Origin of the sequence: Pseudomonas sp. PS02290 (assembly GCF_029960075.1) — a bacterium.
Taxonomy (GTDB): domain Bacteria; phylum Pseudomonadota; class Gammaproteobacteria; order Pseudomonadales; family Pseudomonadaceae; genus Aquipseudomonas.
Map to the genome: position 1 here is coordinate 1 of NZ_JASCOY010000118.1, position 13,008 is coordinate 13,008.

The following is a 13,008-nucleotide window of genomic DNA, read 5'->3' on the forward strand; positions in this document are numbered from 1 at the left end:
CCGTCAGCCTCAACGAAGCCGAACGCCGCAAGCAACACGCCGACATCGAGAGCCAGCAGCTGGCGATGGAGAACGTGCGTCGCAAGGCCAAAGGCGAAGAACCGCTGAAGGAGCTGAAGAAAGAAGACGAAGACGCGCTGCCTTCGGATGACGACAAGACCAAACCTGAGGATGACGCCTATCTGGCTGAAACCGGGCGCATCTTGCTCGATTATCTGGGATTGAGCGGCTCGGTGGCGAAAAAGTAAAACAGCATGAAACGTGACGAAATGATGGCAAATCGTCATCAAATAGTCATGAAGCTGTCGTGAAATAGCGGGGCTCGACGCCACAGGCGTCCAGCCCCTTTTTCTTGCCCCGAGATTGCCATGACCGTGACTGAACAGCTGAGCGCTCTGAGTTCGATCCTGACTCACGGCGACTTGCACAGCCTGTTCCAACCGATTGTGTCGCTATCGGATCGGCGCATTCTCGGCTACGAAGCCCTGACTCGCGGCCCTTCCAACAGCGCGCTGCATTCCCCTCTCAGTCTGTTTGCCGTGGCCCGCCAGGCCGGGCGCCTGAGTGAGCTGGAACTGGCCTGCCGCGAGTCGGCCTGTCGGCGCTTCAGCCAGCAGCAACTGGAGGGCAAGCTGTTTCTGAATATCTCGCCGGAGTCCCTGCTGGAACCCTCGCACCCGCCGGGCCGGACCTTGCAGCTGTTGCAGCGCTACGGAATCCCGCCGAGCCGCGTGGTCATCGAGCTAACCGAGCAGACGCCGACGGATGACTTCGGCCTGTTGTACAACGCGCTTTATCACTATCGGGACATGGGTTTTTCCATCGCCCTCGATGACCTGGGCGCGGGGTATTCAAGCCTGCGGCTGTGGTCCGAGTTGCGGCCGGATTACGTGAAGATCGACCGGCATTTCATCGACGGTATTCATCAGGACGCGGTCAAGCGCGAGTTCGTCGGCTCGATGCTGCAGATGGCCAAGGCGTCGCGGGCGCTGGTGATCGCTGAAGGCATCGAGTTGCAGGAAGAGCTGGCGGTCTTGATCGACATGGGCGTCGAGCTGGTTCAGGGCTATTTGCTGTGCCGGCCCCAGGAGTTTCCGCCCCGTGACGCCCGTGCGCTGCTGCCGAAAATCGACCCTGCCGCCGCGACTTTTGTTGAGGAAACCAGCGACCTCAGCGCCCTGCTCAACGAACACCCGGCAGTGGTGCAGACCACGCCCACGGCGACCGTGCTCGAAGCATTCCGCAAGCAGGCCAATCTCAACTCGCTGGCAGTGCTGGATGAGCAGCATCAGCCGATCGGCATCGTCCACCGTCACTCGCTGTCGGACGTGCTGCTCAAGCCCTTCGCCACCGAACTGTACGCGCGTAAGCCCATCAGTCGCCTGATGAGCGACGACTTTCTTGCCGTCGAGCTGAGCCAGTCGCTGCAGCAGGTGAGCCGACTCATCACCAGCCGCGCGCGGCAACGCATCGAAGAAGATTTCATCATCATGCAGAACGGCGCCTACCTTGGGCTGGGTCGGGTCATCGATGTGCTGAAACTGATTACGGAACTGAAGATCCAGCAGGCGCGCTACGCGAATCCGCTGACCCTGCTGCCAGGCAATGTACCGATCCAGCAGTGCCTGACCCGGCTGTTGCAGCAGGGCCGCGAGTCGATGATCTGCTACGTGGACATCGACAGCTTCAAACCCTTCAACGACATCTATGGCTACGGGCGCGGCGACGAGGTTCTGCTGTGTCTGGCGCAATGCCTCAACGACCGGATTGACCCGAGTCGCGACTTCGTCGGCCACATCGGCGGCGATGATTTCCTGATGGTGCTGGGCTCGGACGACTGGCGCAAACGCCTGAACATGCTGCTGGAGGATTTCCAGAACCAGTGCCGACGCTTCTACCGTGCCGAGCACCTGGAGGCGGGCTGCTTCGTGGCGCTCAACCGGCAAGGCCACCGTCAGGAATTTCCGCTGCTGTCGCTGTCCATCGGCGTTGTGCATCTGCATCCGGAAGTCTGCACCACGCTGGACGCCAGCCAGCTTGCTGAACTGGCTTCCCAGGCCAAACACCACGCCAAAGACGTAATCGGCGCGAGTGTGCATGTGATCGATACGCTGGAGGCGGAGGTGATGGCGACGTTGAATCAGGCGGTATTGGGGTGAGATGCCGGCATTACAGGAGGGGTTTGGGGGCAATCTCGAATCCCGGGTTCGACACTGATCCTGTCGGAGCGAGCTTGCTCGCGAAGACTGCATTTCAGCCGCTGAATATTCGGTGGATGTCCCGGCCTCTTCGTGAGCAAGCTCACTCCCACAGGCCCGCGTTCAGCCCGGAAACCCGAGGGTGGGCGGATCATTCCCACAGGTCCGAGATCAGTCTGAAATACCAAGTGCGACACAGATCCTGTGGGAGCGAGCTTGCTCGCGAAGACTGCATTTCAGCCGCTGAATATTCGGTGGATGTAACGGCCTCATCGTGAGCAAGCTCACTCCCACCGGCCCGCGTTCAGCCCGGAAACCCGAGGGTGGGCGGATCATTCCCACAGGTCCGAGATCAGTCTGAAATACCAAGTGCGACACAGATCCTGTGGGAGCGAGCTTGCTCGCGAAGGCGATAGGCCGGCGAACCGGGAATCAGACGCCTGCTCTACTCCGGCTTCACCGGCTGCGGGTACTCGAACTCAAACACTCGGGCCACTTCCGAGGCGTGCCAGGAGGCAGCGGCGACGCCGTCCGAAGGGCCTGAGAATCGGCCCAAACGCTCGACGCATTCAAAGAACCCGGTGCGGGGCAGTCGGCTGGCGCCCTGACTGATCACCAACGAACTGCGCAACGGCTGCTCGGCGCGGGCGTCGAGGGCGGCGAGGTGTTCCAAAGCGGCGGTCAGGGTTTGCATGGCGGGAGTGGGTAACTGCAAGCGCTCCAGCAACGCGCGATAGGTCACCAGATGACGCTGGCGACGGGCAAGGTCCAGTTCGGCGAGCAATCCGTCCCAATGCTGGCGACTGATGCGCACGCTCATGCCTCACCCCGCCAGCCCGCAACACCCAGCTCCCACGCCAGACTCCGGCGAATGGCCGCGTCCGGCTCACGGGCGCCGCTTTCAATCAGGTCCAGGTAAGAGGGGCTGATGCCGACCGTGCGCGCCAGTTGCGCCACTTCCAGGCCCTTCGCTTGGCGTAATGCACCTAGCTGATCGAACGAAGGAAGATCAGTTGCGCTGGAGGGCTGGCCGCCAGAGGCCTCAGTATGAGCCGCCGCCGCGGACGCAGGCATGGATACAACACCCGCGGCCCGCAACAGGGCCTGATACTGCGCCCATGGCAGCACCGCATATTCCGGCTCTCCATCGCGCGAGATAACCTGAAGATCCATACCACCCCCCCTCTGTAGGACAAACCACGCCTTTACGTAGTCTTTTTCTAAGTATGGCGGCATCTTACCAGCGGTGGGAGACGACTGGCGTATGCGGAGTCAACGGATCGCGGACGGCGACAGTAATCACCCACATAAACCCGCTGTCAGATCTTCTTCTCGTGCTCAAGCAACACAGGCGTCGCCGGCAGACGCTCAACCACCGCGAGCTTTTCGGGGTTCTGCAATTCGCGCCAGGCACGGAACGCGCTGAGCTCGGCCTCGAGGTGTTTCATCACCCACGCCAGCACGGCGATGTCGTCCAGCATCCCCAGACCCGGAATCCAGTCGGGAATCGCATCCAGCGGGCTGAGGAAATACATCAGGCCGGCCACGATCGAAAGAATCGCCTTACCGCTGATGGCGCGATATTCCCCGCGCCAGTAGGCCAGGCACAACGCCTGAAGCAGTTTCAAATCGTCTTTGATCTTGCCCAGCCGACCGCCCTCACTGGCCGTTTTGCCGGCAACGGCAAACAGCAATGCGGGCAAGCGACCTGCCGCCATCAAGCGCTTGGCCATGGGCAGATAACGAATGAGATTCCAGGGTGCTTTCATATCTACTCCACGATTACCGATAAAAATCGACTTGCTGGCTTACTGCGTGTGTCGCGGCAGCCTACCGACGCGTACGCCGATTCCGCACCTGAAGGTTATCCACACAAATTGTGGATAACCTTGTGAACAGACCCGTTTTTCGGGGCCGGAACGCCCGTTCTAATGGGTCCGCAGTTAAATCGCGCGTTTTTTACACACATAAAAACCCGCAAAAAACCGTTGACTCACCGAACCTGCGGCGCTAGCCAAAGCCCAACGAACAACGCGCAGCCTCCGACAAATCCCGGCTTAACGCCCGTTGACTGACCGACATGGGACTCTGCCCGCTCAAGCCGGTTCGATCAAATCGGCCTGGAAATGAAAATGCCCCGTCGAGACGGGGCATTTCTTTCAAGCGGTAATCGGTCTTTCGAACGATTACTTCTTGGCGGCTGGCTTGGCCGGTTCAGCGGCCGGGGCAGCCTCTTCTTCTTCATCAGCGCCGGCAGCGGCATCATTGGCGCCTGCAGCTGCAGGGTCCTTGATGCCCAGCAGTTCCAGGTCGAAGACCAGAACCGAGTTTGCCGGGATGGTTGGGCTAGGGCTTTGTGCGCCGTAGGCCAATTCGCTAGGGATGTAGAGTTTGACCTTCTCGCCAACGTGCATCAGCTGCAGACCTTCGACCCAACCCGGGATCACGCCGCTCACCGGCAGATCGATCGGGCTGCCGCGTTCAACGGAGCTGTCGAACACTTTGCCGTCAGTCAGCTTGCCTTCGTAGTGAACGGTCACGACATCAGTCGGCTTCGGTACTGGACCGTCGGCTTTCTTGATGATTTCGTACTGCAGGCCGGAGGCAGTGGTGGTGACTTCCTTGCGCTTGCCGTTTTCTTCGAGGAACTTCTTGCCGGCGGCTGCCGACTCTTCGCTCATCTTGGCCATGCGCTCTTCAGCGCGCTTTTGCAGGTCGCCAAACGCTGCAACCAACTCTTCGTCTTTGAGCTTCTGCTCTTTCTTGCCAACGGCGTCTTCGATACCCAGCGCTACCGCTTTGGAATCCAGATCGTCCATGCCTTCCTGAGCCAGGCTTTTGCCCATGTTCAGGCCGATACCGTAAGAGGCTTTCTGGGCCGGGGTTTTCAGCTCAACGGTGCTGGCTTGCTTGTCACAGCCCGCGAGTACCAGACCGACCAGGGCAATCGCCGCTGCCAACCGATGCTGTTTCATTCTGTTTCCTTGTTCATGCGCCAATAGGGCAAACGAGTAAAGCCGCGAGCTTATCAGGCTGCCGCGATCAATGGCTACCGGCATGAGAGGGAGAAAAGGCAGATAAGTTCAGGTATCCAAAGGTTTTCTTGTTTGATCGAGAAATCCGTTCAGTTGGGGTTCAGCGGCCAGCCACAGGGTGAGCGAACGCGGCTAATACACGTCCCGCATATAGCGCTTTTGCTCGGTCAGATAGCGCAACTGTTCGGCGGCTTTTTCCAGGCTCATGCCGCCTTGTTCGCTGATCACACGACGCAGCGCCTGATCGACATCCCGCGCCATCCGCGAGGCATCGCCGCAGATATACAGGTGCGCGCCCTCCTCCAGCCAGCGCCAGAGTTCGGCGCCCTGTTCCTGTATGCGCTGCTGGACGTAGATCTTCTCTGCCTGATCCCGGGAAAACGCCAGGCTCAGCCGGGTCAGCAGGCCGTCCTGCTGCATGCCTTGCAGCTCATAGCGGTAGTAAAAGTCGGTGGCCTGATGCTGCTCGCCGAAGAACAGCCAGTTACGGCCCCGATCGCCGCGGGCGCGCCGCTCCTGCAGAAACGCCCGAAACGGCGCCACCCCGGTGCCTGGGCCGATCATGATCATCGGCACATCGCCATCGAGGGGCGGGCGAAAATGCCGCGTGGGTTGCAGGAAAATGGGCACCTCGCACTCCCCCGCCCGATCCGCCAAAAACGTCGACGACACGCCTTTGCGCGGGCCGTAGCGCACGGCGGAAACCGTCAGGTGAACTTCATCGGGATGCGCCTTGGCGCTCGACGCGATGGAATAAAGCCGTGGCTGCAGCGGTTTGAGGTGGTCAAGCCACTCCTCCGCAGAGCAGGCGATGGGAAACTCGCGCAACACGTCGGCCAACTGCCGGCCCCACAGCCAGTCCTTCAGCTCGCTCTTGAACGGCTCGGTCAGGAGTGTTTTCAGGTCATTGCTGCCGTTGCGCTCGGCGATGAATGCCAGGGTGTCCGCGCTCGGTCGTGCTATCTCGAATTGCTCGGCCAGCGCCTGACGCAGCGGCACGTCGGTCGTCTTCACGCCACGCACCGATTGCTCGGCGTTCAGTCCCGTGAGCTTGATCAATTCATCGACTAGCTCGGGGCAATTGCGCGGCCAGACCCCCAAGGCGTCGCCGGCTTCATAGGTCATGCCCGAGCCTTCCAGGGTCAGCGCCAGTTGCCGCGTGTCCTTGGCAGCACCGTCTGCGTTCAGCCGCCGATTGAGGGACAAACGCGCGTGATGGGGCTGCGTCCGTGACGGTTGATTCCCAAAAACCGTTGCGTTGTCGACGATTGAAGGAATAGGAAGATTCAGCGATAGGGCCTGCTGCAACCCTGTGAACCAGTTGTCTGCGTGGGCCTGGTATTCGCCGTCGCACTCGACTCTGGCGATCAGCGGTGAAGCGCCTAAGTGTTGCAGGCGCTGGTCGAGGTTCTTGCCGTGCTGGCAAAAGCGGTCGTAACTTGAATCACCGAGCGCCAGCACGGCGTAGCGCAGCGACGCCAGAGGCGCTTGCCGGGCAGCCAGTGACTGCCAGAATTGTTGCCCGTTGTCGGGGGATTCGCCGTCGCCGAAGGTGCTGCTGATCAGCGCGACGTTCTGCAACTGGTCCAGACGCTCGGAGGGGAAACTGTCCATCGCCGCCACTTGAACCGGCACACCGGCAGTCTTCAACCGGTCGCCGAACTGCCGGGCCAACGCTTCGGCATTCCCGGTTTGGGATGCCCAGAGCAGCGTCAACAGCGGCACCTGGTCGGACGCTGTTTGCGTCACGTTCTCGGCTTGGGGCAAATCGAGAAAGCGATGCCCAATCAGCTCGACCTTGCGCAAGGCGACCGCACAGCACTTGAATTCGGGCTGTCGGGAGATCGGGTCAACGGCGTCGTTGGTTACCGCGTTAATCGCCAGCTGTTCGCCGTACACGTCATTCCAGTGAAAGGGCGCGAAGCAGTTGCCCGGGAGCACACGGTCGCTGATCAGCGCAGGCAACACCGCCAGCCCCCGTGCGGAACGGATCTCGACGCCATCGCCTTCGCGGATGCCCAGCGCAAGGGCATCGTCGGGGTGCAGCTCGACGAACGGCCGCGCGTTCAGCGCGTTCAATGTCGGCACTTTCCCGGTCTTGGTGAGCGTGTGCCATTGGTGTTGCAGGCGGCCGGTGTTGAGCACCATGGGAAATGCGTCGTTGGGCAGTTCAGCCGGCGCCATGTGCGGGCGTGGGAAAAATACCGCCTTGCCGGTTGCGGTGGGAAAAAGGATCGCAGGACGTGTCGCTGCCTCAACGGGTCGTGCGTCGGTATCGCTCAGGTAACGGATCGGGTTGCGTGTGTGCTCGTCATCGGGCGCGCACGGCCACTGCACCGGTTGATCCCTCAGCCGCGCATAGCTGGCGCCGCGAATGTCGTAGCCCGTGGCCGGATTCCACGCCTGTTTGATTTCTTCGAACACCTCCTCCGCCGAGGCGTAACTGAAGGCGTCGGTGAAGCCCATTTCACAGGCCACCCTGGCGATGATCTGCCAGTCCGGCAAGGCCTGGCCTGGTGCATCGACGGCTTTTTGCGTCAGGTTGAGCGTGCGTTCGGAGTTGATCATCACCCCTTCCGCCTCGGCCCAGAGCGCGCCCGGCAACAGGATGTCGGCATAGCGATTGGTCTCGGTGTCGAGGAAGGCGTCCTGGGTGATGACCAGCTCGGCGGTCTTCAGGGCGTCGATGACTGTGGTGCGGTTGGCGACGCTGGCGACCGGGTTGGTGCAGATGATCCAGCAGGCCTTGATCACGCCGTCGCGCATTTGTTCGAACAGGTCGATGGTGCCGCCGCCGGGCTGGTGCGGGATGCTGCCGTGCGGGATGTTCCATAGGTCTTCGATGAAGCGGCGGTCGGCGTCCACCAACACCGAGCGCTGTCCGGGAAGTCCGGGGCCCATGTAGCCCATTTCCCTTCCGCCCATGGCATTCGGCTGGCCGGTCAGGGAAAACGGACCGCTGCCGGGCCGACAAATTGCCCCGGTCGCCAGATGCAGGTTGCACAGCGCGTTGGTGTTCCAGGTGCCGTGGGTGCTCTGGTTCAGGCCCATGGTCCAGCAACTCATCCACTCCTGCGCCGCGCCGATCATCCGCGCCGCCTGACGAATGTCGGCTTCGGCCAGGCCGGTGACCTGCGCGACGTAAGCCGGCGTGTACTCGGCGAGGAACTCGGGCATGACGTCCCAGCCCTGGGTGAACGAGGCGATGAAATCGGCGTCGGTGTCGCCGTTCTCCGCCAGCAAGTGCAACAGGCCATTGAGCAGCGCGAGGTCAGTACCCGGTTTGATTTGCAGGAACAGCCCGGCCTTGTCGGCGGTGGCGCTGCGCCGGGGGTCGACGACGATCAGCTTCGCCCCGGCCTTGACCCGGTCCATCATGCGCAGGAACAGGATCGGGTGACAGTCAGCCATGTTGGCGCCAATCACGAAAAACAGGTCGGCTTTGTCAAAGTCATCGTAAGAGCCCGGCGGCCCGTCCGCGCCCAACGACAGCTTGTAGCCACTGCCCGCGCTGGCCATGCACAGCCGCGAGTTGGACTCGATATTGGCCGTGCCCACGAAGCCCTTGGCGAGTTTGTTGGCCAGGTATTGCGCCTCCAGAGACATCTGGCCCGAGACATAAAACGCCAGTGCGCCGGGCCCTTCGCGATCCAGAATCCCACGCAAGCGCCGGGCGGTTTCGCTGATCGCGGCGTCCATTTCCGCGCGCACCGGCTCGTGGCTGCGCTGATGGCGGATGTACGCCGACGCCATCCGCCCGGACTCGGCAATCGCCTGGCCACAGGTAGTGCCTTTGGTGCACAGGCGGCCGAAATTGCTCGGGTGGGTCTTGTCGCCAACCACCTTGATGACCCGGTTGTCCTCGACCTGCATGACGATGCCGCAGCCGACGCCGCAATAAGGACACACGCTCTTTACGCTGTTGCTCGCCATATTCCGTTTCCTGAAAGCAAAAAAAGACGCCCTGTTCTCAGCCGTTGAAAAACGGAGAGCACACGGCGCCTTTGTCGTGAATATGGCAATCGGCGTTGATTGCCTGTGGGCACGGTGTTGCAAACGGCAGGCCAGCGTGGCCGAGGGACGTGCTGCGGAGGTTTTCAGTGGATTTTGCTGATGTGATGGATGGACGCTGAGCTTCACCGTGGGGCGCACCAGGGTAAATCGCACCCTTTTCGAGCCGGAACCGTCTGCTCTCGAGGGTGATGAGATCGGCTTACGATCACGCTTCTGCCCGTCAAACGTACGCGTCTGGCCGGAACGAAACGGGGCCAATGCCTTGATATTCCCCGCTGGCACAGCCATTGCTACGTCCCTTATCAAGTCCAGCCTGAACACGCGGTTGGCAGCCCTGGCCGGTCAACGCGGACCGCCAGCCGTCCACGGCATCGGGCTCACCAGGTTGACGTCGACACTGTGGTCGCGCGGCAACCCATAAAGAACAGGCAAAGGCGCCTGGAACCGAGAGGTTCCGGGCGCCTTTTTTTTGCTTTCGAAAAACCTGATTGGCCTTGGCCGGGACTCGATATGACCACCACAGTCGCCCCACTCAACGACGTCCAAACCCTGATCGTCATCGGCAACGGCATGGTGGGTCACCACTGCGTCGAGCAGTTGATCGCCGCCGGCGCCCTTGAGCGCTACCGTATTCATGTGTTCGGTGGGGAAGGCCAGCGCGCCTACGACCGCGTGCACCTGTCCGAATACTTTGGCGGTCGCGACGCCGAGTCACTGGCGATGAGCGCAGCTTCTTTATATGAGCAGACCGGGCTTGCGCTGCACCTGGGCGTGCCGGTGCTGGAAATCGACCGGGCGCGGCGCGAAGTGATCACCGCCAAGGGCAGCTTTGGTTACGACAAGCTGGTGCTGGCGACGGGTTCCTACCCTTTCGTGCCGCCCATCGAAGGCGCCGAAGGCCATTCGCGGCTGGTCTACCGCACCCTGGACGACCTCGACACCATCCGCGCCGCCGCCCGCCAGGCGAAACGCGGCGTGGTGGTCGGCGGCGGGCTGTTGGGACTGGAAGCGGCCAACGCGCTGAAGTCCCTTGGCCTGGAAGCCCACGTGGTGGAATTCGCGCCGCGCTTGATGCCGGTGCAGCTGGATGACCACGGCGGCGCCGCCCTGAAGGCGCGCATCGAAGCGCTGGGCGTTGGCGTGCATCTGTCTCGCGCGACGCAATCCATCAGCGCGGGTGAGGAGTACCGCTACAGGATGAATTTCGCCGGCGATGAATTCCTCGAAACCGACCTGATCGTCTTCTCCGCCGGCATACGCCCCCAGGACGCCCTCGCCCGCCAGTGTGAACTCACGCTGGGCCCGCGCGGTGGCATCGCCATCGACGAACATTGCCGCACCAGCGACGCTGACATTTTCGCCATTGGTGAGTGTGCGGCCTGGAACGGTAGCGTTTTTGGCCTCGTCGCGCCGGGTTATCAAATGGCGCGTAACGTCGCGGCGCAGTTGTGCGGCCAGGTCGCCGAGCCGTTCTTCGGCGCGGATATGTCGACCAAACTCAAACTGCTGGGCGTCGATGTCGGCTCCATCGGCGATGCCCATGGTGCGTTGGCGGGTGCGCGCAGTTACCGGTTTATCGACGAGGCCAGCGGCAGTTATCGCCGTCTTGTGGTGTCAGCCGACGGCAAAAAAGTGCTCGGCGCGGTGCTGGTGGGTGACAACAGCTATTACGACACCCTGCTGCAATACGCGCAGAACGGCATCAAGCTGCCCGCCGATCCATCGAGTCTGATCCTGCCCCACAGCGACGGCGCGCCGACATTGGGTGCCGATGCCCTGCCCGCCACGGCGACTATTTGTTCGTGCCACAACGTCAGCAAAGCCTCGATCTGCTCGGCTATCGATGGCGGCTGCACCGATCTTGCCGGGCTCAAGGCCTGCACCAAAGCAGCCACCGGGTGCGGCGGCTGTACGGCGCTGCTGAAAAGCGTGTTCGAGCACGAACTCATTGCCCGCGGCGTGGCCGTCGATAAAAGTCTGTGCGAGCACTTCGCCTTTACCCGGCAGGAGCTGTACGCCTTTGCCCGCGTGGAAAACATCGAAAGCTTCGACGAGATGCTTGCCCGCCACGGCAAAGGCCATCTGGGTTGCGACATCTGCAAACCCACCGTCGGCTCGATCCTCGCCTCGTGCTGGAACCGGCCGATCATGGACCCGTCACTGGTGCCGCTGCAGGACACCAACGATACGTTCATGGCCAACATGCAGAAGAACGGCACGTATTCGGTGGTGCCGCGCATCCCGGCGGGCGAGATCACTGCGGATGGCCTGATCGCCATCGGCGCTGTCGCGAAGAAATACGACCTGTACACCAAGATCACCGGCGGCCAGCGCATCGACCTGTTCGGCGCGCAGTTGCATGAGCTGCCGGACATCTGGGCCGAGCTTATCGCCGCCGGCTTCGAGACCGGTCATGCCTACGGCAAATCGACGCGGACGGTGAAATCCTGCGTTGGCAGCACCTGGTGCCGTTACGGCGTTCAGGACAGCGTGCAAATGGCGCTCAACATCGAGGACCGCTACAAAGGCCTGCGCTCGCCGCACAAGCTGAAGTTCGCGGTGTCCGGCTGCACCCGTGAATGCGCCGAAGCACAGAGCAAGGACATTGGCGTGATTGCCACGGAGAACGGCTGGAACCTGTACGTGTGCGGCAATGGCGGCATGCGCCCGCGCCACGCCGAGCTGTTCGCCACCGATCTGGACGACGAGACACTGATTCGTTACATCGACCGCGTGCTGATGTTTTACATCCGCACCGCTGACAAGTTGCAGCGGACCTCGGTCTGGCGCGAGTCCCTGGAAGGCGGGCTGGATTTTCTGAAAGCGGTGGTGATCGACGACAGCCTGGGGCTCGCCGCCGAGCTGGAGGCGCAGATGCAGTTGGTGGTCGACCGTTATGAATGCGAATGGGCGAACGCGCTGAAGAGCCCGGAGAAACTCAAGCGCTTCCGCACGTTCGTCAATGACAAAGGCGCCGACCCGGACATTCATTTCGTCAAGGAGCGCAGCCAGCGTCGTCCGGCTCGCGCTGAAGAGTTGAATCTGATTGCCGCTGTGGAGGTTGCACGATGAGCCAGGCCAATGCAGCAGTGAGGGAGTTGCCGAAGACTCAGGTGTGGCGCGCGGTCTGTACGCGTGAGGATCTGGTGCTGAATTCCGGGGTGGTTGCGCTGATGGGCACTGCGCAGGTGGCGTTGTTTTATGTGGCGTCTGTCGGCGGTGCGCCGCATTTGTTTGCGGTGGACAATCGCGACCCGGTCACGGGGGTGAATGTGATTGGGCGGGGGTTGATTGGCAGTTTGGGCGGGGATCTTGTGATCGCTTCGCCTTTATATAAGCAGCATTACCGACTCAAGGACGGTACGTGTCTGGAGGATGCGGCGTTGCGATTGCGGACCTGGCCGGTGCGGCTGGTGGGGGATGTGGTGGAGATAGATGTGGGGTGAGGCGTTCAGGGGACTGATTTATTTACAGCGCTTCATCGTAAATTAATCTGTCCCCGGATCTACGGCGTTGCTTAGTCCGCGAAGATCAAAAGCGTCTGCCTGGGGGCAGACTGTTTCGCCTTCGGCGAGTTACTTGATAAAGCCCCAAGTAACCAAGGGCTTGTGCTCCTGGTTGGGCCCCTCCTGCGTCGGGGTTCCTTCACTCCGGTCTCGCTCCGTGGGCCCGCGCCGAACGGACATCCATGTCCTGACGGCGCTCTCGCCGCATCCATGCGGCTCGGCCCACTCCGCGAGACCTGCGTTCAGCCTGCACCC

9 protein-coding genes are annotated in these 13,008 nt (G+C 61.7%); 4 read left to right on the top strand and 5 right to left on the bottom strand.

Annotated features, from left to right (window positions below; translation table 11 throughout):
• A partial coding sequence (locus QMX88_RS26370; RefSeq protein ID WP_282373210.1) for a carboxy terminal-processing peptidase occupies positions 1 to 248 on the top strand: 248 nt, incomplete at its 5' end.
• A gap of 120 nt (positions 249 to 368) precedes the next feature.
• A complete protein-coding gene (locus QMX88_RS26375) occupies positions 369 to 2,159 on the top strand; it encodes a bifunctional diguanylate cyclase/phosphodiesterase (protein ID WP_282373211.1) in 1,791 nt (596 codons plus the stop codon).
• A gap of 484 nt (positions 2,160 to 2,643) precedes the next feature.
• Here QMX88_RS26375 and QMX88_RS26380 read toward each other — a convergent pair whose 3' ends face one another.
• The 5 genes from QMX88_RS26380 to QMX88_RS26400 all read right to left on the bottom strand — a co-directional run bounded on the left by QMX88_RS26380 (position 2,644) and on the right by QMX88_RS26400 (position 9,166).
• Positions 2,644 to 3,018 carry a hypothetical protein gene (locus QMX88_RS26380; RefSeq protein ID WP_192170934.1) on the bottom strand — a complete coding sequence of 125 codons (375 nt, stop codon included), beginning with the start codon at positions 3,016 to 3,018 and terminating at the stop codon, positions 2,644 to 2,646.
• Positions 3,015 to 3,371 carry a helix-turn-helix domain-containing protein gene (locus QMX88_RS26385; RefSeq protein ID WP_282373213.1) on the bottom strand — a complete coding sequence of 119 codons (357 nt, stop codon included), beginning with the start codon at positions 3,369 to 3,371 and terminating at the stop codon, positions 3,015 to 3,017. The genes QMX88_RS26380 and QMX88_RS26385 overlap by 4 nt, the downstream gene beginning before the upstream one ends.
• 146 nt (positions 3,372 to 3,517) lie before the next feature.
• Positions 3,518 to 3,967, bottom strand: coding sequence for a YkvA family protein (locus tag QMX88_RS26390; RefSeq protein ID WP_065986833.1), 450 nt, complete (start codon positions 3,965 to 3,967; stop codon positions 3,518 to 3,520).
• A gap of 417 nt (positions 3,968 to 4,384) precedes the next feature.
• Complete coding sequence (locus QMX88_RS26395) at positions 4,385 to 5,173, bottom strand: FKBP-type peptidyl-prolyl cis-trans isomerase (protein ID WP_037013885.1); 789 nt, start codon at positions 5,171 to 5,173, stop codon at positions 4,385 to 4,387.
• Positions 5,174 to 5,365: 192 nt separating this feature from the next.
• Entirely contained in the window at positions 5,366 to 9,166 is a 3,801-nt protein-coding gene (locus tag QMX88_RS26400) for a bifunctional nitrate reductase/sulfite reductase flavoprotein subunit alpha (RefSeq protein ID WP_282373214.1), read from the bottom strand.
• Between the two features lie 591 nt (positions 9,167 to 9,757).
• On the opposite strand from QMX88_RS26400, the gene nirB reads away from it, so the two are divergent.
• The gene (gene nirB / locus QMX88_RS26405) at positions 9,758 to 12,319 is read left to right on the top strand and encodes a nitrite reductase large subunit NirB (RefSeq protein WP_282373215.1); all 2,562 of its coding nucleotides are present in this window, start codon (positions 9,758 to 9,760) and stop codon (positions 12,317 to 12,319) included.
• Entirely contained in the window at positions 12,316 to 12,693 is a 378-nt protein-coding gene (nirD, locus tag QMX88_RS26410) for a nitrite reductase small subunit NirD (RefSeq protein WP_282373216.1), read from the top strand. The genes nirB and nirD overlap by 4 nt, the downstream gene beginning before the upstream one ends.
• Positions 12,694 to 13,008: the final 315 nt, after the last annotated feature.

Bases quoted from the DNA above. Each gene is read 5' to 3' on its own strand.
- nirD (WP_282373216.1), top strand. From the start codon at position 12,316: ATGAGCCAGGCCAATGCAGCAGTGAGGGAGTTGCCGAAGACTCAGGTG.
- QMX88_RS26400 (WP_282373214.1), bottom strand. From the start codon at position 9,166: ATGGCGAGCAACAGCGTAAAGAGCGTGTGTCCTTATTGCGGCGTCGGC.
- QMX88_RS26390 (WP_065986833.1), bottom strand. From the start codon at position 3,967: ATGAAAGCACCCTGGAATCTCATTCGTTATCTGCCCATGGCCAAGCGC.
- QMX88_RS26375 (WP_282373211.1), top strand. From the start codon at position 369: ATGACCGTGACTGAACAGCTGAGCGCTCTGAGTTCGATCCTGACTCAC.
- QMX88_RS26380 (WP_192170934.1), bottom strand. From the start codon at position 3,018: ATGAGCGTGCGCATCAGTCGCCAGCATTGGGACGGATTGCTCGCCGAA.
- QMX88_RS26395 (WP_037013885.1), bottom strand. From the start codon at position 5,173: ATGAAACAGCATCGGTTGGCAGCGGCGATTGCCCTGGTCGGTCTGGTA.
- nirB (WP_282373215.1), top strand. From the start codon at position 9,758: ATGACCACCACAGTCGCCCCACTCAACGACGTCCAAACCCTGATCGTC.
- QMX88_RS26385 (WP_282373213.1), bottom strand. From the start codon at position 3,371: ATGGATCTTCAGGTTATCTCGCGCGATGGAGAGCCGGAATATGCGGTG.